Origin of the sequence: uncultured Desulfosarcina sp., from assembly GCF_963664155.2 — a bacterium.
Classification (GTDB): domain Bacteria; phylum Desulfobacterota; class Desulfobacteria; order Desulfobacterales; family Desulfosarcinaceae; genus Desulfosarcina.
In genome coordinates this window covers 4,029,591-4,053,360 of sequence record NZ_CAXXXH010000001.1, presented here as the reverse complement: position 1 = coordinate 4,053,360, position 23,770 = coordinate 4,029,591, and the positions used below count along the sequence as shown (strand labels likewise).

Genomic DNA, 23,770 nt, shown 5'->3' with positions numbered 1-23,770 from the left:
AAGGACCATGTCCATGAATCCACACCCCGCAACGCCGTTGCCGACCACCGATGACGACATTCTCGCCCTGGACCGCGTCCGATCCATGGTCAGCGCCTGCATCCAGTGCGGCACCTGCACCGGATCGTGTCCCAACGCCCTTGAAATGGATCTGACCCCACGCAAGATGTGGCGGCTGGTGATCATGGGGCGCCTTGCCGACGTCATGGCAAGCCGATCCTTCATCCTCTGCTCGGACTGCTACACCTGCACCCTGCGCTGCCCCCGCGGGCTTCCCCTGACCGAGGCCATGGAGGCGCTCAAGGGCATCGCCTTTGCCCGACGCGAAGCACGGCACCGCAGCAGCCGTCTGTTTTATGAGAAATTCATCCAAACGGTGCAGCGATACGGCCGCATCCGGGAGATGGCCTTCATGACCCGCTACTTCATGGCCATGAAAAGCCCGGTGGCTCCCTTTCGCTTCGCACCGCTGGGCCTGAAACTGATGGGCAAGGGCAAGGTGGAGATGGGTCCGGGCCGGTCCGCCGCAACACCCCTGACCGCCCTGTTCGAGAAGGTGGCGGACCTCGAGCGGACACCGACCCAACCCCATAAGAAGGAGGTCCACGGATGAACTACATGTACTACCCGGGATGCAGCCTCACCGCCTCGGCCCGTGAATATGACCTGGCCGCGCGTGCAGTGATGGCCGCCGCCGGCGTCGATCTGACGGAAATTGACGACTGGACCTGCTGCGGCGCCAGTGCGGCGGCCCCCATCAGCCATCTGCTGTCCCTCTCATTGAGCGCCCGGAACCTGGCCCTGGCCGAGCGGACGGCCGCCGACGGCCAAATCCTGGTGCCGTGCAGCGCATGCTACCTCAACCTGAAAAAAGCCCACGAGGCGCTGCGCAGCGATGCCAGACAGCGGGCGATGATCAACGAGGCGCTGGCGGCGGTGAATCTAAATGTCGCCGGCAGCGTGCGGGTTCGCCATCTGCTGGATGTGCTGGCCGTGGACTTGGGCGCGCGGCATCTGGCGCCGCTGGTAACCCGTTCCCTGTCCGGTCTGACCGTCGCCCCCTACTATGGCTGCCAGTGCCTGCGGCCCTACCCGGAGTTCGACGATCCGGAGCGGCCGGTCTCCATGGAACCCCTGATCGAGGCAACCGGCGCCGGCGTCCACGTCTGGGAGATGGGCGCCCGATGCTGCGGGGCAGCCCTGGTAAGCACCCAGCCGGATACGGGACTCGAACGGGTCGCCGCCATCCTGAAGGCGGCCAGGGGGGCGGACCTCATCGTCACCGTCTGCCCCATGTGTCAGATGAACCTGGATGCCTGGCAGCCCAAGGCATCCAGGATGGCCGGAGAAGATCTGTCCATCAGTGTGCTCTATCTGCCCCAGTTGCTGGGACTGGCCATGGGGCTCAAGGACGATGAACTCGGCCTCGATTTAAATTTGGCCGTTCTGGATGATTTTCGAGAGAAAATCGGACCATCGTGACTATCCAAGACCAAATGGCCTGGGTCAAATCCCCATCCTTGACTTGGCATTCAGGCTTTGGCGTTCTGCATTGCCCGAAGGGGTTTCCATGTCCCGCCTGATCGATAAGCTGCAAAACAGCCTGGCCTCCAAACTGATCCTGACCGTAGGGATCGTCCTGCTGTTCACCATCGCCACCTGGGCGTTTTTCAATATCCGGCATCAAAAAGAGAAGATGATGAAAAACATGGTGGCAAGCACCGACCGGCTTTCCACGACGATCCGGCTGGGTACGCACTATGCCATGATGCTCAACTCCCGGGACGAAATCAATCAGATCATCAACAACATCGGCCGCCAGCCGGAAATCAAGAACATCCGCATCTATAACAAGCAAGGAGAAATAAAATACTCCAACAACCCCGATGAGGTGGAGCAGATCACCAACATCAAAGACGAAGCCTGCCACATCTGCCATCAGACCGATCCGCCGAAGTCGTCGGTGCCGCTGGAAGAAAGAACCCGTATCTTCCCCTCCGCGCGCGGTTATCGGCTTATCGGAATCATCAGCCCCATCTCCAACGAACCGGGCTGCAGCACCGGCGCCTGCCACGTTCACCCCGAAGGAAAGAAAATTCTCGGTGCATTGGACGTGGTCATTTCCCTGGAGAACACGGACCACGAAATTCTGATGGAGGAGCGGGGCATCATCGCCCTGGCTGTTTTCGTTTTTCTCATCACTGCGGCGATCATTTTCGTTTTTGTGCTGCGTTTCGTCAACCAGCCCATCAAACGCCTCATCGACGGCACCCGTCTCATCGCCCGGGGGGATTATACAAGCAAGGTTCAGGTGAAAAAAGCCGATGAACTGGGCCAGCTGGCATCGGCCATCAACCAGATGGCCGATGACATCGCCTCCAGTCAGAATGAGCTGAACAAGCAGCGCGACGAATACCAGAACCTGTTCGAACGGGTTCCCTGCCTGATCACCGTTCAGGACCGCAACTACCGCCTGCTTCGCTTCAACCGGGAGTTCGCCCACCGTTTCGGCCCCAATCTAGGCGATTATTGCTTCCATGCCTACAAAGGCAGGACAGAAAAGTGCGTTTCCTGCCCGGTGGAAATGACTTTTGCCGACGGCCTGTCCCACCAGGCCGAAGAGAGCGGTGTGGACAAGGACGGCTCGGTCAAACACTGGCTGGTGCGGACATCGCCCATTAAAAATATGGCCGGCGAGGTCGTTGCCGCCATGGAAATATCTCTGGACATCACCCATCGCCGGCAGTTGGAGGTGGACCTGCAAAAGTCCGAGAAGAAGTATCATGCCATCTTCAGCAACATCCCCAACCCGGTTTTCGTGCTGGATGTGAATACCCTGCAGATCATGGACTGTAACAAAAGCGTCACGGCCGTCTACGGATACCCGGTGGAAGAGATGATCGGCAAATCGTTCATGACGCTGTTCCATAAAGACGAACAGGATCACTACGCGTTCAAAATCGCCACCTGCTCGATCATCAACCAGGCCCGGCATCTGCATCGCGACGGCAAGGGGCTGTTCGTCAACATCCGCATCTCGCCGTCGGAATACTCCGGTCAGAAGGTGCTGCTGGTAACCACCAGCGACATCACCAAACGCCTGGAGACCGAACAGCAGCTCATCCAGGCCAGCAAAATGGCCACTTTAGGGGAGATGGCCACCGGTGTGGCCCACGAACTCAACCAGCCCCTTTCCGTCATCAAGACGGTGAGCAGTTTTTTCATCAAAAAACTGAATGCGTCGGAAGCCATCAAGGCGGATATCCTCTCCACCATGCTGGTCAAGGTGGACAGCAACGTTGACCGCGCCACCCGTATCATCAACCACATGCGCCAGTTCGCCAGAAAATCAGACATGGAGATGGTATCCGTTCAGCTCAACGACGTGTTGAAAAGCGCCTTCGAAATTTTCAGCCAGCAGCTCAAGGTACGGGGCATCCAGGTGGAATGGGAAATCCAGGAACCGCTGCCGCGCATCAATGCCGACCCCAGCCGGCTGGAGCAGGTGTTCATCAATCTGCTGCTCAATGCCAGGGATGCCATCGAAACCAAGTGGGGAGACCGGCAGACGGACAATAGCGAAAACGAAAAGACCATCCGCCTGTGGACAGGTACCGACGGCCGGTGGGTGCTCTGCCGGGTCTGCGACACGGGCACGGGCATCCCGAGCAACATCGTGGAAAAGATCTTCGAGCCTTTTTTCACTACCAAGGAGGTGGGCAAGGGCACCGGGCTGGGGCTTTCCATCAGCTACGGCATCGTCAAAGAGTGCGGGGGCACCATCGAAGCGGTACCGAACACACCCCAGGGCACCTGCTTCGTTCTGCGATTTCCGCTGATCGATGAAATGGTTTCCGCAACCGCTTCCACTGCCGGTAAAACGGAGGCTTCCCATGGATAACGCCAGAGGCCAGACCATCTTGATCGTCGACGACGAGCCGGATATCCGGGAAGTGTTGGCCATCTCCCTGCAGGACATGGGCTACCGCACCGTGGAAGCGGAAAATGCCATGCAGGCATTTGCGGTTTTTATGGACGAAAATCCTCAGATCGTGGTCACCGATATCAAAATGCCGGGGGGCGATGGCATCGAACTGCTGCGCAGAATCAAACACGAAAATCCGGAAACCGAGGTTGTCATGATCACCGGGCACGGCGATATGAATCTGGCTATCCGCAGCCTGAAATACGAAGCTACCGATTTTATCACCAAACCCATCAATGTGGACGCACTGGAAATCGCCCTGCGCCGGGCCCGGGAAAAAATCGCCATGCGCCGGAAGCTGCAGGACTACACCCGGAGCCTGGAGCAGCTGGTGAAGGAGAAAACCGAACTCCAGGATCATCTGGCTTCCCTGGGCCTGATGATCGGGTCCATCTCCCACGGGATGAAAGGGCTGCTCACCAGCCTGGACGGCGGTCTCTATCTGGTGTCATCGGGGTTGAAAAAAAAGGACTTGAACCGCGTGGAACAAGGATGCAGGGCCGCCGGGGAAACCGCCGGACGAATCCGCAAGATGGTCCTGGATATCCTGTATTACGCCAAGGAGCGGACGCTGAATCGAACGGATGTAGCGGCGACGGCATTTGCCGAAGACGTGGCCCGGGTGATTCGTCCGGGACTAGACGGATACGGTATCCGCTTTGACTGCAGTTTCGACAAAAGCGCGGGCACCTTTTCGGTGGATGCTGACTACCTTCACGCCGCACTGGTCAACATATTGGAAAATGCTGCGGATGCCTGCCTGAAAGACCGCGGCAGCCAGACGCATCGGATCGGTTTTTCCATGGCCGGCAGGGGCGATGAAATTGTATTTATCATTGCCGATGACGGTATCGGCATGGATCGGGATACCTGTGACCGGATTTTCGCCCTGTTTTACTCCACCAAGGGAAGAAAGGGAACCGGTCTGGGGTTGTTTATCGCCAATCAAATCGTCGGTCAGCACGGCGGTACCATCGCGGTATCCAGCAAGCCCGGAGAAGGTTCGGCGTTCACGGTGAGTATTCCCCGAACACCCCCGGAAAACGGGGGGACAGGGCATTGACCCGGCCGGTCATTCGGCCGGTGGGCGTAAGATCGCATCGATCTTGTCCCGCAGCTGGTCCACACGGAAAGGTTTTTTGATGCAGCCTTCCACCCGGGCATCACCCAGCTTTTCCCGGGTCTGGGCCTCGGTGAAGCCGCTGGCCGCCAGTATCGGCAGGGATGGATTTATGCCGCGCAGCCGCGCCAGGGTTTCCCGGCCGCCCATCCGGGGCATGTTGACATCCAGTACGGTCAGGCGGATCCGTTCCCGGTTGGCCGCGAACACCTTCAGCGCCTCCAGCCCGTCGGTGGCCGTCAGCACATCGAAACCCAGAAAGGCAAGCATCTGTTCACCCAGTTCCAGCACCAGGGGTTCGTCGTCCACCAGCAGGGCCGTCCCCCTGTTCGGCGCATGAGCCCGAACCGGAGTGGCCGGACCTGCGGACACAGCCGGTTCGGCCTGTTTTCGTTCGGGGAAATAGACGGTAACGGCGGTTCCCGCATCGGGCCGGCTGTCGATGCGGACACCGCCCCGGTGGGCCCGCATTATCCCCATGACGGCGGCCATACCCAGCCCGCGACCGGTAAATTTGGTGGTGAAGAAGGGATCGAAAACCTTTTCCAACGTCTCCTGATCCATCCCCCGCCCGTTATCGGACACCCGCAGCCAGACATAATCCCCTTCGGGCAGGTTTTCATTGGGCGCCAGCCGGAAGAGTTGGGCGGAGTCACAGGTCTGCCTCCCCACGCTGAAATGGATCTCGAGAGGCTGATCGCCTGACGCTTCCACCGCGTTGGTGACCAGATTGGTGATCACCTGACAAACCTTGGACCCATCGGCAAGGATCCATGCAGCGGGCGAGGCCGGTGCCGTTATCAGGGTTGCCTGTTCAGCCACGCTGGTTTTAAGCACATCTACCATCTCGGACAGGATGGCGTTCAGGTCGACGGGATGCGGGCTGATCCGGGTCTGCCCCACATAGGTGAGCATGAGGGTACTCAGATCGGCGGCACGCTGAGCGGATTTTTCAGCAGCGTCGATCCTGCGGCTCAGGCTGCTCCCCGCCTCTGCATGCATGCGCATCAGCTCGAGGTTGCCCAGCACCACCATGAGCAGGTTGTTGAAATTATGGGCCACCCCGCCGGCCATGGTGCTCACCGCCTCCAGCTTGCGGGTGTGACGCAGCCGGTCGGCGATTTCCTGACGCTCCGTCTCCAGGGCTTTGATCCGGGTGATGTCCATGGAAATCTGAAGCCGAACCAGCCGGCCGTCCACCCACCGGATGGCCTGATCGTGGTTCAGATACCAGCGTTGGTTAACCGGATGTACACCTTCCCAGGTCTGAATGCCCGTCGGCTGGCCATGAGCATCCAGGAGTTTGTCGTTGCTGCAGTGCGGGCATACATCGGTGGCCTTGCGAAAGATTTCGAAGCACCGGTCTCCCGGTTGATAGTCGCCGAAATCATCACGCATGGCCCGGTTCATGAACAATATCTCGAAGGTATCCAGATCAGCGACATAAATGTGGGCACTGATGCTGTCCAGCACGGTGATAAAACGCTCGTAAGCCTGCTTGAGGTCCCGCTCAGCGGCTTTCTGGTCGGTGATGTCCCGGTTGCTGCCGATGACGAAGGCCGGCTTGCCCTCCGCATCCCTGACAAGGGCATGGCTGTCACTGAACCAGCGATACCGTCCCTGACGGTCCCGCAGGCGGTATTCGATCACAGGGTCGGCATTCGTCAGGTCGGCAATTTTCAGCATCTTCCGGTTGAAGTCCAGAAAACGGGAAAGGTCTTCCGGGTGGACCAGGGTCTGAATTCCGCCAAAGCCCATCCGCCGGACCTCGTCGGGGGTGACGCCCAGCAGGTCGGTGATGGCATCGCTGACGTACTCATATCTTCCGTTTTGAAGGTCCCGCTTAAAAAGGATATCCCGGGAGTGTTTCAGTACTTCATCGAAACGCTGCTGGCTTTCCCGGAGCGCCTTTTCGGCCTTGCCGCGTTCATCGAACAATCCATCCAGTTCCCCCTTGATCAGAGCGATGGCATCGAACACCGGACGGAAGGGATGAGCCTCGTTGACAAGGTCCGCCGTCGGGGCACCTGGCCGTTCCCAGTCGATGTCACCGATGAACTGGAGCAGCTGGTGAACCACATGAAGGGGGTCCTCGGCCACGGTTTCATCCTGCAGCAGACTGTCTTTGTATTCAGGAGCCAGGGGTCCGGCATACCGATCCACCAGGGCAAGTGCTCCCGCTATATCCCGGGCGACTTTTACCTTGAACGGCAGATAGGGGATGGCCAGCATGGCCGCGGTGCGGATAAACCAGTTGGCATTGTAAAAAACGTAGAGGGCCATCGGGTATTGTCGATGCCACTGTTTCAGCGATGCCATATACTGTTTCCGGGCGTTGCGGCCACTGGCGTGGGCATCGGCAGTACCGGTGACGATGGCGCAAAAGCCATCTTCCAGGCCGACCGTACGGCGAATACGTTCCCGCAGTCGGTTGACGGGCGCCACGTGATGCGCTCTCAATGTTCCCGAGGAAATCGCGTGATAGATGCTTCGATCGATCACTTCCACCACCAGGGAATAACCGTCCAGCTTCAAGCGCCAACGGTCGCAGCGCAGGATGTGACGACCGTTTTCGTAGTGTTCGGTACACCCGGCATCCCGGAGTCGGTGTGCGGATTCGCCTGGCGGCATACGCACCGGATCGATACCGGTCAGCCGCATTGCCGCCGACATGGCGGCGTGGTAATCCCGGGCGATCTGGACGTTGAACTTGACGAGGCTCAACCGCTTGGCCAGTTTGATCATCACACGGAACAGCGGGCTGACGCCGAAATAGATCAGGCCCAGCATATTCTCCCGCTGCTCCATATGGCGGATATAGTGCTTGCGGGCCTCGCGGGAGATGCCCCGCATGCCGGAGTAGTCGGAGATGTAAACGTAGCCGGCCAGTGGGTTGATATGCTCCCGGACAACGGCATCCGTCATTCGCAGGGATTTGATGATGTCTTTCAGATCGGCATGGCCGGCGGGCTGATTCAAGAGGATGCGATCGCCCACCACCCGGGTGGTCAGCCGATAGCGGCTGCCAAACTGACGATCCGTCCACTCCGACCGGGATTTAACGGGCAGTCCCGTCACCGGGCAGACCATTACGGCGTCGATGGTTTTAGGCAGGGTGGTCGTGGTCAATGCGCTCTCCGGCTAAGAGGGGTCCGCGGACGGGTTGCATTCCTGAAAAAGGAGGTTGTCGGTTGGCTCGATCTCGGCCGATTAATCTTCCGTGGACATCAGTTTGCAGATGGCGTTTTTAAAAACCGTCAAATCCATCTGTGGCTTGGCGAAAACATGTTCCTGGGTCACTCCGCACGATTTCAATTCAACCGGCAGCTGGTAATCCACCGACCCGGTGTGGATGAGAAACCGCATCCGGGGACGGAGCAGGTGGGCCTGGAGGATCAGGGAGTCGCCATCCAGGTTAGGCAGTCGGATATCCACCAGGGCCACGTCGATGGGTACACGGGCAATCAGGTCCAGCGCACATTCGCCACTTTCCGCCGACGACACGTCAAACTGGCAATCTTCCAGAAATTCAACCAGACTGTTGCGGATGGACGGTTCATCGTCGACAACCAATACACGGGTTTGAGATGACATGTCTCCTCCAGATTACAGGAACCGCTTTGCACCACTATTCTATCATCTTCTATCATCGGGCTTTTCGATCGAGTCTTTAGGGAATGGTTATAAATACCAAACGGGAACAGGCATTACCCCATAAAAGACCGTGTCTTCCAGACATTGTCAGCCGGTCATTTAAGGAATGCGCGGATCCGGTCGCCAGCCGATTCCGTTTGATCCGGGGTCAACCAGTGGACCGATCGGCGGGCACCGAACCAGGTCAACTGGCGTTTCGCGTAGCGGCGGTGATCCCGTTTTAAGATCGCCACCGCCTCAGTCAGGCGGGTATCGCCGCTGAGCACTGCAGCCAGGTGCCGGTATCCCAGGCTCTGCATGGATTTGAGGCCAGCGCCGTAGCCACGGTCCATCAACTGCTTCACCTCATCCAGAAAGCCCTGCGCCATCATGGCGTCCACCCGCCGGTTGATGCGTTCGTAAAGAACCGGCCGGGGCCAGGAGAGGCCGAATTCAAGGGAATGGAAATGCTCTTCCCGGAACCCGTGGCGCTGGTGAAAGACCGTTAACGGTTCACCGGTGACTTCGTAAACCTCCAGTGCCCGGATGATGCGATAGGTGTCATTGGGGTGGATCCTTGCGGCCGCGTTGCTGTCAATCATTTGCAGGCGCCGGGCCAGGACAGCGGTTCCCTCCGATTCCGCTTCTTTATTTAAACGCCGGCGAATCACCGGGTCCGACGGCCCTTTTTCAAAAAGGCCGTGAATCAGTGCCTTGAGGTAAAACCCGGTCCCCCCCACGACAAAGACGGTGCGGCCCCGCCCAATGATCCTGCAGATGATATCTGCGGCCAGTTTAGCATAAGCGGCGGCATCAAAATTCTGGTCCGGGTCGACAATGTCGATCATGTGGTGAGGGGCCGCCGCCTGCTCAGCCGGGGTGGGTTTGGCGGTGCCGATGTCCATGCCGCGATAAATCTGCATGGAATCTGCCCCGACGATTTCACCGTTGAACTGCCGGGCCAGGTTGATGGCCAAACCGGTCTTGCCGGCACCGGTGGGGCCGCAGATAACGATGATTTTGTTTCGGGGCGAACACTGAATCAACGATCAGTCGCCCATCTTGGCCATGTAATCGTCGTACAGGGTTTCCAGGGCGAGTTTATGCTTGGCCTCCTCCTGGCAAAGCATTTTGAAAAGTTTTTTGGCGTCATCGTTGTCCGCTTTGCGCAGCAGTTGGTTGTAAAGCTTGAGTGCCGCCTCCTCACGCTTCATGGCCAGCATAAGCAGCTCATTGTACGCCATGCCCGGCTTGTATTCCATGGCATCTACATAATCGCTGCGCTTGATGTCGGAAATCCATTCGAACCGGTATCCTTCAATATTCTCCGCGATACCTGTGGCAAGATAGGCTTCAAGCATCTTCTGGTGTTTACGCTCTTCGGCGGCAAACTCCTTGAGCATCTGCCGCTTACCGGACATCATTTCGGATTCGCTGTTTTCTTCGTAAAATTCCGCGGCTTCCTTTTCCTTTTCAATGGCAAAGGAGATGATCGCATCCAGGTTTTCAAAATCCATCGGTCGTTATCCTTTCTTCTCTTGTGATATGAGGGCGGGCGTCGTCCATACGCCCGTTCAGGCCACGATGGGCACCAGCTAACACTGTCCGGGTAGGCCGAGTCAATATCATATTTACCAACTGTAGGAAACGCCGACACCGGGTGTAGAAAAAACCGACACACTGGCAACCTTCCGATATCAATTGCTTAATCCGCTAATTTGCAGGGCAGACGATTTCCAGGCCGGCTATTTTGTTGGATTTTCCTACACATGTGTCCGCATCCCGGGGGCAACTATACCTCGAAATTATTAATTCATTATGAAATCAATATATTATAAAAATGGCACAACCATTGCTGTACACTTGGCAACAACGCAAGTCGCCCGTGTGGTTGCTTTTTCTACCACACCGGGTTGATCCGAATCAAGAAAAGCCTTTGACAGAAATAAGGCATACAAATAACACCAGCAAAGGAGAGGAAAAATGACTGAAAACGGTACCGGGCATCCAAGAAGCCGCATCGGTTACGGATCGTCTTATCATCGCGGGAAAAACCATCAAGTGGCGCAGGAATCCGGAATTGGTTCCGTGCTCGGTGGTCAGGCATGGATCATCAAACCGGACAAAACAGCCCAGGCCGATAATCCCTGCCTGTGGATGCAGTCCGGCGCGGTCAAATTTAAAAGCTGCAATAACTATTACGACTGCACCACCTGTAAATATGATCACGCCATGCAGGCCAAGGTGTCCAAGGGCAAACAGATCAGCTGGCAGGATGCCATGCGCCGTCAGCCGGCCCTGGATCGCATCTGCCGGCACAGTTTGACCCGCCGGATAGCCAACCGCGCCTGCGCGTATGATTTTCGATGCGACAAATGCGATTTCGACCAATATTTCGAAGATATTCTGTCTGCCAAAACCAAAAGCGCGCCAACCTGGGTGGATACGGTCAAGGGGTTCGACGTTCCCCGACACTACCATTTCCACAATGGCCACACGTGGGCCCGCATTGAAAGCGGCGGCTATCTGCGTATCGGGTTGGATGATTTTTCCCTGAAGGTCTTCGGTCAGGCCGACGGCTTTGAACTTCCCCTGATGGGCAAGGAACTCAATCACAACGAAATCGGCTGGGGATTGAAACGGCGGGATCATCTGGCAGATGTTCGTGCACCGGTCGATGGCGTCATCGTGGAGGTCAATACCCGCGTGATGGAGAATCCCGGACTGGCCAACCGTGAACCCTATGGGGACGGATGGTTGTTTCTGGTTCGAACCCCGGACGTCAAGTCGGCGGCCAAGCGGTTGATGAGCGATGAGGCGGGTGTTGACTGGATCAACGGCGAGGTAGGCATCCTGGAGGAGATGGTTACCCAGGTTGCCGGGCCCCTGGCCGCTGACGGCGGCACCTTCGGGCCGGATGTCTACGGCAACCTGCCCGGCTTGGACTGGAAGAAACTGACACAAGCCTTTTTAAAGACGGGTTGATACCATGGCCAACCAACAGCGCACCCGATCATCGGGTCCCTGCATCTGGATGCAGGCCGGTGTGGTTAAGACCAAAATGTGCCACCAGGCCTTCGATTGCACCGGCTGTCGGTTCGACAGAGTCCTGCGGCACCTGGCGGAGGAAAATCGGAATCGGTCGGCATCCGGGTCGACCGTTTCCGGCCGTCGCGGACGGATCGAATACTGGGCTGACAAACTCAAGGGCCTGCCCGCCCATCGGCGTCCCTGCCTGCATCATCTCAAGCGCAGGATCGGATTTCGCGCCTGCACCAACGACTATCTGTGCAGCAATTGTGAGTTCGACCAGTATTTCCAGGATCAGTACGCAGTCCACGCGGTGCTCAAACCGGTTGACATGGAGGACGTACAGGGGATCAAGATTCCCCAGGGCGTTTATCTTCACCGGGGGCACGCGTGGGTGGGAATGGCGTCAGGCGGCCAGGTACGCATCGGCCTCGACGCCTTTGCCGCGCGACTGCTGGGACCGTTGGATCGCATCGACCTGCCGCTGATGGGCAAACCGTTGACCCAGGGCCGGATCGGTATCCGCATGAATCGCGGCACCCTGAATACCGGCCTGGCGGCACCGGTCAGCGGTGTGGTCACCGCATTCAACCCCAAAATAAAAGAGGCACCAACGACGTTGCCGGCCGATCCTTACGGGAACGGCTGGCTGCTGATGGTTCAGCCGGACAACCTGCGTGAAGATCTGCGCACCCTTGAGATGGGAACCGAGGCAACGGCCTTCATCAAAAGTGAAATCGCCCAGTTGGTCCGGGGGATAGAGGCCCGGATAGGACCGCTGGCGGCGGACGGCGGGACCCTTTCGGATGACATCCTCGGGCAATTGCCGCCGAATTGCTGGGAGGAAATGGCCCGGCAATTTCTAAGGACCGACATGGCGCAGGTCGAAATAAAGACCGGCTGAGGACCCCGCTGGTTCCACTCGCCTTTCAGGCCGAAGGCGGATCCTCGCCTTTCGTCCTGCCTCCCCTCAACGAAACGGTTTTCAATTGATCGTTCAGCAGCACCTTGCAATAGCGGCAAAGCCGTATCGTTTTTAGATCCACGTCGGCGATACGTCGGCAGTAGTGCATCAGACACTGGTGATCCTCGCAGTGGCGAAGGTCGAAGGTGTGCCCCAGTTCGTGGGCGGCCTCCTTGGCAATGCGTTCCAGATACACGACGCGCTGCCCGACCGGAGAAATGCCGCTGTCCAGGCGAAAGGTGGAAACGATCGCGCTGCGCCCGCCCAATTGCGCCTCTCCATAAACATGGGTAAGGATCGGAATGAAAAGATCGCGGTGGGTCAGCGCAATGATCTTGAGGACATCGGGAGGAGCCTTTTCGGACAATTTCCCAAGAATCGCGGTGGAGTGAAACTGTCCACGGGCTTCGTTCCAGGCAAAACCGATATCGTCAATCACCGGCTCGATAAAGCAAGGCAGGCCGAAGACCTGAGGAACCATTTTTTCGACGGCAGATAGAATATCGGCATCGAACTCGCCGATGGGAGCAATCAGGACGGTCGCTTTGGAGTTGTCGGTCAAGATGGGCTCTGAAGCTCGTAGCGCTTGATCTTGCTGTACAGCGTCGATCGATCGATCCCCAGGATTTTCGCACACAGCGAAATGTTCCAGGCATTTTCCGTGAGCACCTGCAGGATATGGTTCTTCTCTATCCCCTTGAGGGTATGGTCGGATGGCAGGACGCACTCCTGCGTGCAGACAATGGGCAGATCGCCGGGCATCACCTGGGCACCTTTGCCGACCACCACGGCTCTCTCGATGGCATTTTCCAGTTCACGGATATTCCCCGGCCAGTCATGGAGCATCATTTCATCCATGGCCTCCCGGGCAATTTTTCGAATCGGCTTGTTGGTTTCCTGGGCAAAGCGAAGCAAAAAATGATCGCAAAGCAAAGGGATGTCTTCCTTGCGTTGACGCAGGGACGGCATGGCAAAGGAGATGACGTTGAGGCGGTAAAACAGATCTTCCCGAAAGGCGCCGTCGTCAATGGCTTTTTTCAGATCGCGGTTGGTGGCCGCAACCACCCGGAAATCGGCTTCCAGGGGTTGAGTCCCTCCCACCCGATAAAAGACACCGTCCTCCAGCACCCGCAACAGATCGATCTGCATGCGCATGCTGATCTCCCCGATTTCATCCAGAAACAGGGTACCGCCGTTGGCCAGTTCCAGACGGCCTTTTTTGGTTTCCCGGGCGTCGGTGAACGCTCCTTTCTGGTGGCCGAACAACTCGCTCTCCATCAGGTGTTCGGGTATGGCGCCGCAGTTGACGGCCACAAAGGGCCCCTGGCAGCGGCCGCTGCAAGTATGGATCGCCTTGGCGGCCAACCCTTTGCCGGTGCCGGTCTCGCCGGTAATCAGGATGGTGGTGTCCGCTGCGGCCACATCCTTGATCAGGTCGAAGACCGCCTGCATCGCCGGGGATTGGCCGATCATGCTTTCGAAACGGGTGCGTTCCTTGACCTGTTCGCGCAGGTAGAGGTTCTCCTTGGCCTGCGCCTGCTGGGCGATGATTTTCTCGATCAGCACCCCGATCTCTTCCGGATCGAAGGGTTTCAGCAGATATTCGACTGCCCCGCGCTTCATGGCTTCGATGGCCGTCGAAATTGAACCGTAGGCCGTAATCATCACCATTGCCGTATCGAGGTCGCGATCGTTGACCCTCTTGAGAAGGTCCAGCCCGCTCATCCCCTCCATCTTGATGTCCACCAGCATAATATCGTATGGTGCATCGGCGAGCTTCTCCAGCGCCTGTTCGCCGCTGGCAGCGGTTTCCACGTAATGGCCGTCACGTTCCAACCACCCGGCCAGTGATTCTCGAATGATCAGTTCGTCGTCCACGACCATGATCCGGGTTTTGCTCATGTTCCCTCCACATTCAGTTTCGTTTGTGCGCGGCATCGGCCGCTTCCGTCCGCTGCTCTTCATGTGACAGAGGAAGCTGTATCGTAAACGTCGCACCCTTGCCCGGAAGGGTATCAACCGTTATGGTGCCGCTATGCGCCTTGATGATGCCGTACACAACACTGAGCCCCAACCCGACCCCCTTGCCTTTTTTTTTCGTCGTGTAAAAAGGTTCGAACAGCTTGTTCAAATGATCCTGTGGGATTCCGACCCCGGTATCAGCAAATGAAATATTGATCGCGTCGGCACCGCTGTTGCACCAAGTCTTCACGGACAGCATACCGCCCCCCTTGTTCTCCATCGCTTCGGCGGCATTGGACACCATGTTCATGAACACCTGCTGTAATTGATCGGCGGATCCGACCACCCGGGGCAGTTCGGGAGCCAGTTCCTTTCGGATCTTGACGTGGTGGATCTTCAGCAGGTTGTCGTTGAGCACAAGGGTTTTTTCGATCAGCCGGTTTACATCCTGCTCGCCCATTTCCATTTTGGATTGCCGCGAGAACGTCAACAGATTGGACACGATTCGGCTGATCCGACGGGTTTCAGCCTCCATCAGCGTCAGGTAGCGATCGAAGGAATCCTGCCCCCGGGGGTCATCGCCATCTTCCTTCAAAATCCGTTTCATCAACAGGATGAGATTTAAAATACCGGCAATCGGGTTATTGATCTCATGCACCACCGAGGCGGACAGCTTGCCCAAAGAGGCCATCTTATCCTGGTGCAACAGTTTGTCGTGGGTTTCCTGCAATTGGCGGGTACGCTCTTCAACCATCTGCTCCAAACGCCGTCGACTTTCCTTCTCCTGCAGCTTGCGTTCGGTAATATCGTGGCTGATCTCCAGAAATCGGGAAATTTTTCCGCTATTTTCCCAAAGCGGGTGAATGGTCACCTCGATGTAATGTTTTTTGCCGAAAGGGTCGGTACGGGTGCGAATCGTCTTGGCGGTTTCCCGGTTCCGGATCACGGTATTGAGCGGACACCCGCTCTTGTCGCCATAGCACGACTGGTGGGTCTGGTGGTAGATTTCGAAACATTTTTTACCGACCACCTCCTCTTTGTGGTAGCCCATCTGTCTCAAAAAGGCCTCGTTGGCATCCACGATTTCCTGTTCCGGCGTAATCACCAGAATCAGGTCTTGAATCCCGTTAAGAATGGTCTGCATCTCCTGGGATCGTTCCTGGAGCAGCTTTTCCCTGGATTTGAACGCTTTCCAGAACAGATCGAAGGCGTGGTGGGCGAGTACACGCAGATGATCGGGTTTGGTTTCGAGTATCTGACGAAGCAGGTTGTGATCGGGGTTGAGCAGGATTAACAGATGCACATCGAAAACGGGATCGTAAAGTTGCCGATAATCCGAGACGATTGTCAGGCCCCGTTGACGTGCCAGCTTCACCCCGGAGGCATGACTGTCAGGATCCGCCACGGCAACAATTCTGGAATGAACCTCATCCTGCAGAAAGTCGACGGTGGTCATCTTCAGAACTTCTCTGCAGTATTCGCCACCGCCGATCAGGGCGATATTGACGACCGGGGGATTCTCGTTTGTCATCGGCTACATCTCCTGTTTCCGGCATGGGTGGAAGCAGGTCAAAGATAGACCGGCGGGAGTGTGAGCTGAATAGTTAACATGGCGACAAACGACGAATCAAGGTGATTTTAGCCACGGTCCACAGCCGTCCCGAGTCGTTAGCAGATTCCATCCCCCTGCCCGGCCTGAACAGGGTCCAGAAACAGCGGCAACCGGCCGGTTGTCCGGTGCTGAGCGCGCCACCAGACGCACATAAAAGGTTCCATATAACATCGAAAGTTCCCTATGAAGGTCGCCGTAAAAAATTTTCCCTTGATTCAAACCGAATTTTTGGGCATATTCGCATAATTTGACAGGGTCATGCGACACGGTGCCTGCGAATTTTATTGACAAGGCGTTCCTGTCCATATAGGTAAGTTTTTTATTGAAAATACACCTAACCTATTATTTTTACTTAATCGTTTAGAGGCCTTAAAATTTTTATACATTGCGTTTCAAGCGCGATCAGGAGAACGAAACAATGACAAAGGACGCAATTGGTTCTGTTCTGGTTGTTGGGGGCGGCATCTCCGGAATGCAGGCTGCGTTGGATTTGGCCGATTCGGGATACCTTGTTCATGTAGTTGAAAAATCCCCGGCCATTGGCGGAGTGATGAGCGAACTCGACAAAACGTTTCCCACCAATGACTGTGCCATGTGAATTATCTCCCCAAAACTGGTCGAGTTCGGCCGGCATCTGAATATCAACCTGATCACCTGCGCAGAAGTCAAAGACATTCAGGGGACCGAAGGCAATTTCAGCGTCTCCATCGATAAAGGTCCCCGCTTTATCGACCCGGCCAAATGCACCTCCTGCGGGGATTGTGCGCAAGTCTGCCCGGTGGTCCTGCCTGACGAATACAATCAGGGGCTGAATAACCGCAAGGCAACCTACAAGCGATACGCCCAGGCCATTCCCGGTGCATTTGCGATCCAGAAGGCCGACAAAGCCCCCTGCCGCCTGGCTTGCCCGGCCGGGCTCAATGTTCAGGGTTATGTGCAGATGGTCGGCCAGGGCAAATACAAAGAAGCCCTGCAGATCATCATGGAAGATCTGCCCCTGCCCGGCGTGCTGGGGCGCATCTGCCCCCACGGCTGCGAAGACGCCTGCCGCCGCTGCGAAGTGGATCAGCCGGTGGCCATCCGCGACTTGAAACGCCTGGCCGCCGATCACTTCGATCCCCGGGACATCGAAATTCCCAAAGCCGCCCCGCGCGATGAACGCGTGGCCATCATCGGTTCGGGACCGGCGGGCCTGTCCGCGGCCTATCAACTGGCCCGCAAGGGCATCCTGTCCACTATTTTCGAGGCTCTGCCCAAAGCCGGCGGCATGCTGCGCGTGGGCATTCCGGACCATCGGCTGCCGCCCGAGATTCTGGACCGGGAAATCGAACTGATCACCAACCTGGGCGTTGAATTGAAGACCAACACCCCGCTGGGCGACGACCTGACCGTAGATACCCTTTTCGAACAGGGCTTCAAGGCAGTCTACCTGGCCCTGGGTGCCCATAAGGGCATCACCCTGGGGGTGCCCGGCGAACAGGCCGAGGGCGTTCGCCAGGGCGTCGATTTTTTAAGAGAGGTCAACCTGTCCGGCAGCGCACCGGTGGGCAGGCACGTGGCCATCATCGGCGGCGGCAACGTAGCCATTGATGTGGCCCGCTCGGCGGTTCGTTTAGGTGCCGAAAGCGTCCAGATCATCTATCGCCGCACCCGGGCGGAAATGCCGGCCTGGGAAGAGGAGATTCAGGCCGCGGAAACGGAAGGCGTCTCCCTGACTTACCTGTCCGCCCCCCAGGAGATCCTGGCCACCGACGGCAAGGTGACCGGACTGCGCTGCATCCGCATGGAACTGGGCGAACCGGATTCCTCGGGCCGCCGTCGTCCCGTACCGGTTCCGGGCAGCGAATACGATCTCGACATCGACCAGCTGATCCCGGCCATCGGCCAACGACCGGACCTGTCCGCTATCGAAGCGGTCGATGACCTGGAATTCACCCGATGGAGCACCACCGAGGTGGACCCCATCACCTATGCTACCGGCAGAAAAGGCGTTTTTGCCGGCGGCGACCTGCAAACCGGACCCTGGGTGGCCATCGGGGCCATCGCCGCCGGCAAGGAGGCGGCCGTATCCATCGAGCGATATCTGGACGGCGCCGATATGGCGGCCGGCCGCGAGCCCATCGAGCGTGACGATCCGGTTTACCGTCCGATACCCGCCGACGAACCGGCGGCGGCGCGTGCCAAGATGCGTGAACTTAAGCCCGAAGCCCGCCGGGGCAATTTCAACGAAGTCGAACAGGGCCTGACCGAGGAAGCCGGCCAGGCCGAAGCCCACCGCTGCCTGAACTGCGGCTACTGCTGCGAATGCTACCAGTGTGTGGAGGCATGCGGCGCGGGGGCAGTCACGCTGGAATCCCACCAGGAGCAGCGCGAGCTGCTGAATATTGAAGTGGGCTCGGTCATTCTGGCCCCCGGTTTTACGCCTTACGATCCCTCCAAGCTGGATTTTTACGGATACGGCAAGCATCCCAATGTAATCACCTCCATGCAGTTCGAACGGTTGTTGAGCGCCTCGGGCCCCACCGAAGGACACGTGGCCCGGCCCTCGGATCACAAAGACCCCAAGAAGATTGCCTGGTTCCAGTGCGTCGGATCCCGTGACCAGAACCGCTGCAAGAATGAATACTGCTCGTCGGTTTGCTGCATGTATGCCATCAAAGAGGCCGTCATCGCCAAGGAACACGCCGGCGAGGCGTTGGATTGCGCGGTCTTTTTCATGGACATGCGCACTTACGGGAAGGACTTCGAACGCTATTACGAAGGGGCCAAATCCCAGGGCGTCCGTTTCCTGCGGTCCAAGGTCCATACCATCGATGCCATACCGGACAGCGATGACCTGTCGATCCGTTATGTGACCGAAAGTGGCGAGATGCAAACGGAAGTATTCGACATGGTGGTTCTTTCCGTGGGACTGGAAACCTCCCCCGACGTGATTGCCATGGCCGAATCGCTGGGGGTAGGCCTCACGCCGGGCAACTTCTGCCAGACGTCCACCTTTGCCCCGGTGACCACCAGCCGCGCCGGCGTTTATGTCTGCGGCGCCTTCCAGGGACCCAAGGATATTCCCCAGGCCGTCGTGGATGCCAGCGCCTCGGCAGCCGCCGCGGGTGAATTGCTCTGTTCGGCAAGAAACACCCAGACCCGTACGGCCGAAGTGGTTCCCGAAACCAATGTGGCCGGCGACCGGCCCCGGGTGGGGGTCTTTGTCTGCAATTGCGGCATCAATATTGCCGGTGTGGTTGACGTGCCGGCGGTACGCGATTATGCGGCCACCCTGCCCTTTGTGGAATACGTGACCGACAACATGTACACCTGTTCCCAGGACACCCAGGACAGCATGACCGAGATCATCCGGGAAAAGCGCCTCAACCGGGTGGTGGTCGCAGCCTGCACCCCCAAAACCCATGAGCCGCTGTTCCAGCAGACACTGATCAATGCCGGCCTGAACAAATACCTGTTCGAAATGGTCAACATCCGCAACCAGGATTCCTGGGTCCACAAAAACAACCCCGACATCGCCACCCAGAAGGCCATGGACCTCGTGCGCATGGCCATCAACAAGGTCGCTCTCAAAGAGCCGCTCTCCGAAACTGAACTCACCGTCGGCCAGTCCACCCTGGTCATCGGCGGCGGCATCGCAGGCATGACTGCTGCTCTGAGCCTGGCCAGGCAGGGGTATGACACCCATCTGGTGGAACGCACCGCTCAATTGGGCGGGCAGGCCAACAGCCTGTACCGGACCTGGCGGGGGGAGGACATTCAAGCCCATCTGGCCGAACTGGTGGCCCGGGTAAACGCTGAAAAGCGTCTTCAGGTGCACCTGAATACCCAGTTGACCAGCGTGGATGGATTTGTGGGCAACTTCAAGACCGTCCTTAAAAACAGTGCCGGTGACACCGCCATAGAACATGGCGTTACCGTGGTGGCCACCGGAGCCAGTGAACTCCAGCCCGAAGAATACCTTTACGGCCAAGACCCGCGGGTGCTGACCAGCCTGGAGTTGGACCGCAAAATGCTGACCGGCGATCCCATGCTCGACGCGTTGAACACGGCGGTGTTCATTCAGTGCGTGGGATCGCGCGAGCCCCAGCGGCCCTATTGTTCGCGGGTCTGCTGCACCCATTCCATTGAAAGCGCCCTGGCCATCAAGACCCGCAACCCCGAAGCCGGTGTCTATATTCTCTACCGTGACATCCGTACCTACGGCGAGCGGGAAACGCTTTACAAAAAAGCCCGTGAGGCCGGCGTGATCTTCATCCGCTATGATCTGGAGAACAAACCCCAGGTGATGCCCGATGGAAATCGACTGGCGGTGCGCGTCACCGACCATGTCTTGGGCCGGCCCCTGGAAATCACCACGGACCTGTTGACCCTGGCCTCGGCCATTGTGCCATATGCCGACGAACAGCTTTCCCAGTTTTTCAAAATCCCGCTCAACGACGACGGCTTTTTCGTCGAGAAGCACGCCAAGCTCGGGCCGTGCGAATTTGCCACGGACGGCGTTTTCCTCTGCGGGCTGGCTCATTACCCCAAATCCATCGATGAGGCTATTTCCCAGGGAAAGGCAGCAGCATCGCGGGCCGTCACCCTGCTCGCCCAGGAAAACATCTTTACCAGCGGTGAAGTCGCCTCGGTCGATCCCCTGATGTGCTCCAGCTGCGGGGTATGCATATCCATCTGCCCTTACTCCGCCCCCGGCTTCATCCCCGAGGATGCACGTATGTTCGCCGGCAGGGCAACCATCAACCCGGCCCTGTGCAAGGGATGCGGCCTGTGCGTCGCCTCGTGCCGGTCCGGCGCCATTCATCTCAAGGGATTCGACAACAACCAGATTTTTGCCATGCTGGATGCCATCTAATTGAAAACGGGCCGGCATCGGAGCAGGCGGAGACCGCCAGCCGTTGCCGGCCGGGCCTGAATGAAGGAGAAACGAAATGTCTGAATGGGAACCGAAAATTGTGGCCTTTCTGTGCAACTGGTGCAGCTATGGCGCAGCGGATCTGGCCGGCGTCAGCCGGATGCAGTATCCACCCAATATCCGGGTTATCCGGATCCCCTGTACCGGTCGCATGAGCCCGAAGTTCGCCCTGGCTGCACTGCGAAACGGCGCTGACGGGGTGTGGGTGTCCGGGTGACATCCCGGCGACTGCCATTACCTGGAAGGTAATTACTACGCCCGACGAAAATTTGCCCTTTTTAGCAACCTAATGGAATACATGGGTATCGAACGCGATCGGTTGCACATGTCATGGGTGTCTTCGGCCGAAGCCACCAAGTTCATCGATGTCGTGACCCAGGTGACAGAAGCGGTTCGCGCTCTGGGCCCCAACCAACACTTTGTGAAACCCCAGGCGAAGGTAGCGTGATATGTTAGGATACACCGAGAAAATGAGGGACATCGCCGGTCGCCTTCTTAAGGAATGTGACGTGGAAATGATCATCGGCTTCCGCAAGGGAACCCTGCCCATGATGAACGAACCATGCTTTGTCACTAAACCTGAAGATGTCCAATCGCTGATATGGGACAGCAACTGCGGCATCAACCTGGCGAACTACCTGACCAATCGAAAAGAGAAGATCGCCGTTTTCGCCAAAGGATGCGATTCCAGGAATATTGTTACCCACATTATCGAAAACAAAATCAAGCGTGATCAACTGCACATCGTCGGCGTTCCGTGCACGGGGATGATCGACAAACGCAAGATTGGCGGTATGGTGTCCGGCGAGATCCTGGAGGTTTCGGAAACCGAAACCACCATCAAAGTCAAGACCGCCGATGCCGAGACGCTCTTCGACAAGAACGACGTGCTGCAGCAGAACTGCGCCCTTTGCATTCACCGCAACCCGGTCATCCATGACGAAATGGTAGCCGATCCGGTACCCGAGCAGACGGGCATCGATCGCTACGCGGACATCCAAAAGATCGAGGAGATGGGCATCGATGAAAAATGGCAGTTTTTCGACGAACTGCTCTCACCGTGCATCCGCTGCTACGCCTGCCGCAACGCCTGTCCGCTGTGCTACTGCCCCACCTGTTTCGTCGACGAGTCCAAGCCGCAGTGGGTGGGCAAAGGCCAGGACCCGGTGGACGTGCGAACGTTCCATTTCCTGCGGGCCTACCACTGCGCCGGCCGCTGCACCGATTGCGGTGCCTGCGAGCGCGCGTGCCCGGTGGGGATCAATATGCGCCTGCTCACGCGCAAACTGGAAAAAGACTGCCAGGAACAGTTCGGATGGGAAGCCGGACTTTCCCTGGAGCAGCGGCCGGCACTGGATGTTTACCAATCCAACGATCCGGGGGCCTTTATCAAATAGATAAAGACTGGAGTGGTGGGGAATACCGTTTCCCCATCTGCAAATTCTTTTTAGGTTGTAAGGGTTAACGCTATGACGCTCGTTAGAATCGACAAGAAAAAGTGGGCTGAGGGATTGAAGGCCGCCGCCGATGCCTACCGGCTGTTTGGGCCGGTCAAGGAGAAGGACTACCACCAGTTCAAGGCACTGGAAAAGGGTGAAATGCCGGCGTTTGACATGGTCAACACCCGCCTGTCGCCCAAGGCGCTGCTGTTTCCCCAATCCGAAGCGATGCTCGAATACTCCCTTGACGAGTCCAGGGACGACCACCACCTCATGAAAGAGGTGGCCAGGGACACCGCTCCCCGCGCCGTGATCGGCATCCGACCCTGCGATGCCAAATCAACCCTGCTGGTCAAGCTGAACTTCGACACGCCGGACGTGAAGGATCCCTATTGGCTTGACGCCTACCAGGCCACCACCTTCATCGGCATGGCCTGCGACGCCCCCCTGTCTACCTGCTTCTGCACCACTGCCGGTTGCGGGCCTTACCATGAGGAGGGGTTGGACATGCTGGTGATGGACCGGGGAGACGCCTACCTGGCCAAGATCCTCACGGACAAGGGAACGGCCTTTGCAGACGCCGCCGGCTGGAAGGTCGCATCCGATGACCAGGAGGCCTTTGAATCAGGCAAAGCGAAGGCGGAAGGCCGGATGGTTTCTTCCATCAAGACCGACAACCTGGACGGCACCGATCTGCTGGAACTTCACGGCGCACCTTTTTGGGATGATATCGCTTTTGCCTGCCTGAACTGCGGTACCTGCACCTTCTCCTGCCCCACCTGCTGGTGCTTCGATATCCAGGACGAGGTTCATGGAAACTCCGGCGTGCGCATGAAAAACTGGGACAGCTGCATGTTTCCCATCTTCACCGTCCATACCACCGGGCACAACCCCCGGGATACGAAGACCCAGCGGGTCCGCCAGCGCTTCATGCACAAGCTAAAATACTTTGTGGACAAATACGAAGCGGGCATTATGTGCGTAGGCTGCGGCCGGTGCGTTCGCCAGTGCCCGGTTAATATCGATATCCGCCGGGTATGCGAACTGATGAACAGCTTCAAACCTGCAGACGCCTGCGCCGTGCAGGGTTGATAGAGGGAGGAACAC

At 57.8% G+C, this 23,770-nt stretch carries 17 protein-coding genes; 10 read left to right on the top strand and 7 right to left on the bottom strand.

All coding sequences use genetic code 11. The annotated features are described in order from the left end of the window. Window positions 1-13 precede the first annotated feature (13 nt). The 4 genes from ACHZBS_RS18495 (at window position 14) to ACHZBS_RS18480 (ending at window position 5,048) form a co-directional block, all read left to right on the top strand. On the top strand, window positions 14-613 hold the full coding sequence (locus tag ACHZBS_RS18495) for a 4Fe-4S dicluster domain-containing protein (RefSeq protein ID WP_319408004.1): 600 nt from the start codon (window positions 14-16) through the stop codon (window positions 611-613). Beyond that, entirely contained in the window at window positions 610-1,482 is an 873-nt protein-coding gene (locus ACHZBS_RS18490) for a CoB--CoM heterodisulfide reductase iron-sulfur subunit B family protein (protein WP_319408003.1), read from the top strand. The genes ACHZBS_RS18495 and ACHZBS_RS18490 overlap by 4 nt, the downstream gene beginning before the upstream one ends. Before the next feature lie 88 nt (window positions 1,483-1,570). Next, window positions 1,571-3,901 (top strand): PAS domain S-box protein, encoded by a 2,331-nt coding sequence (locus ACHZBS_RS18485; RefSeq protein WP_319408002.1) that lies wholly within the window; start codon window positions 1,571-1,573, stop codon window positions 3,899-3,901. After that, window positions 3,894-5,048, top strand: coding sequence for a hybrid sensor histidine kinase/response regulator (locus tag ACHZBS_RS18480; protein ID WP_319408001.1), 1,155 nt, complete (start codon window positions 3,894-3,896; stop codon window positions 5,046-5,048). Before ACHZBS_RS18485 ends, ACHZBS_RS18480 begins: the two co-directional genes overlap by 8 nt. Window positions 5,049-5,057: 9 nt before the next feature. Here the strand turns inward: ACHZBS_RS18480 and ACHZBS_RS18475 are convergent, their stop codons facing one another. The 4 genes from ACHZBS_RS18475 to ACHZBS_RS18460 form a co-directional block, all read right to left on the bottom strand. Then, complete coding sequence (locus ACHZBS_RS18475; RefSeq protein ID WP_319408000.1) at window positions 5,058-8,234, bottom strand: ATP-binding protein; 3,177 nt, start codon at window positions 8,232-8,234, stop codon at window positions 5,058-5,060. Window positions 8,235-8,315: 81 nt separating this feature from the next. Continuing rightward, complete coding sequence (locus ACHZBS_RS18470; protein WP_319407999.1) at window positions 8,316-8,699, bottom strand: response regulator; 384 nt, start codon at window positions 8,697-8,699, stop codon at window positions 8,316-8,318. 155 nt (window positions 8,700-8,854) lie between these two features. Further along, window positions 8,855-9,784 (bottom strand): tRNA (adenosine(37)-N6)-dimethylallyltransferase MiaA, encoded by a 930-nt coding sequence (gene miaA, locus ACHZBS_RS18465; protein WP_319407998.1) that lies wholly within the window; start codon window positions 9,782-9,784, stop codon window positions 8,855-8,857. 3 nt (window positions 9,785-9,787) lie between these two features. After that, entirely contained in the window at window positions 9,788-10,255 is a 468-nt protein-coding gene (locus ACHZBS_RS18460) for a ferritin family protein (protein ID WP_319407997.1), read from the bottom strand. A gap of 466 nt (window positions 10,256-10,721) precedes the next feature. Between ACHZBS_RS18460 and ACHZBS_RS18455 the strand changes: the two genes are divergently transcribed. Next, window positions 10,722-11,723, top strand: coding sequence for a glycine cleavage system protein H (locus ACHZBS_RS18455; RefSeq protein WP_319407996.1), 1,002 nt, complete (start codon window positions 10,722-10,724; stop codon window positions 11,721-11,723). Window positions 11,724-11,727: 4 nt separating this feature from the next. Then, window positions 11,728-12,672: a hypothetical protein gene (locus tag ACHZBS_RS18450; protein ID WP_319407995.1), complete on the top strand. Its 945-nt coding sequence runs from the start codon at window positions 11,728-11,730 to the stop codon at window positions 12,670-12,672. A gap of 25 nt (window positions 12,673-12,697) precedes the next feature. Here the strand turns inward: ACHZBS_RS18450 and ACHZBS_RS18445 are convergent, their stop codons facing one another. Genes ACHZBS_RS18445 through ACHZBS_RS18435 form a run of 3 tightly spaced genes read right to left on the bottom strand, consistent with a single transcriptional unit; the run spans window position 12,698 to window position 16,225 of the window. Further along, entirely contained in the window at window positions 12,698-13,294 is a 597-nt protein-coding gene (locus ACHZBS_RS18445) for an archaemetzincin (protein ID WP_319407994.1), read from the bottom strand. Beyond that, window positions 13,291-14,634 carry a sigma-54 dependent transcriptional regulator gene (locus ACHZBS_RS18440; RefSeq protein ID WP_319407993.1) on the bottom strand — a complete coding sequence of 448 codons (1,344 nt, stop codon included), beginning with the start codon at window positions 14,632-14,634 and terminating at the stop codon, window positions 13,291-13,293. The genes ACHZBS_RS18445 and ACHZBS_RS18440 overlap by 4 nt, the downstream gene beginning before the upstream one ends. A 13-nt stretch (window positions 14,635-14,647) precedes the next feature. Beyond that, window positions 14,648-16,225, bottom strand: coding sequence for an ATP-binding protein (locus tag ACHZBS_RS18435; protein ID WP_319407992.1), 1,578 nt, complete (start codon window positions 16,223-16,225; stop codon window positions 14,648-14,650). A 499-nt stretch (window positions 16,226-16,724) separates the two neighbouring features. Between ACHZBS_RS18435 and ACHZBS_RS18430 the strand changes: the two genes are divergently transcribed. The 4 genes from ACHZBS_RS18430 to ACHZBS_RS18415 all read left to right on the top strand — a co-directional run bounded on the left by ACHZBS_RS18430 (window position 16,725) and on the right by ACHZBS_RS18415 (window position 23,755). After that, complete coding sequence (locus ACHZBS_RS18430; protein ID WP_319407991.1) at window positions 16,725-21,164, top strand: FAD-dependent oxidoreductase; 4,440 nt, start codon at window positions 16,725-16,727, stop codon at window positions 21,162-21,164. 76 nt (window positions 21,165-21,240) lie between these two features. Further along, window positions 21,241-21,672: a hydrogenase iron-sulfur subunit gene (locus tag ACHZBS_RS18425; protein WP_319407990.1), complete on the top strand. Its 432-nt coding sequence runs from the start codon at window positions 21,241-21,243 to the stop codon at window positions 21,670-21,672. A gap of 22 nt (window positions 21,673-21,694) precedes the next feature. Continuing rightward, window positions 21,695-22,621: a 4Fe-4S dicluster domain-containing protein gene (locus ACHZBS_RS18420; protein ID WP_319407989.1), complete on the top strand. Its 927-nt coding sequence runs from the start codon at window positions 21,695-21,697 to the stop codon at window positions 22,619-22,621. Between the two features lie 72 nt (window positions 22,622-22,693). Further along, window positions 22,694-23,755, top strand: coding sequence for a 4Fe-4S dicluster domain-containing protein (locus ACHZBS_RS18415; protein ID WP_319407988.1), 1,062 nt, complete (start codon window positions 22,694-22,696; stop codon window positions 23,753-23,755). Window positions 23,756-23,770 lie beyond the last annotated feature (15 nt).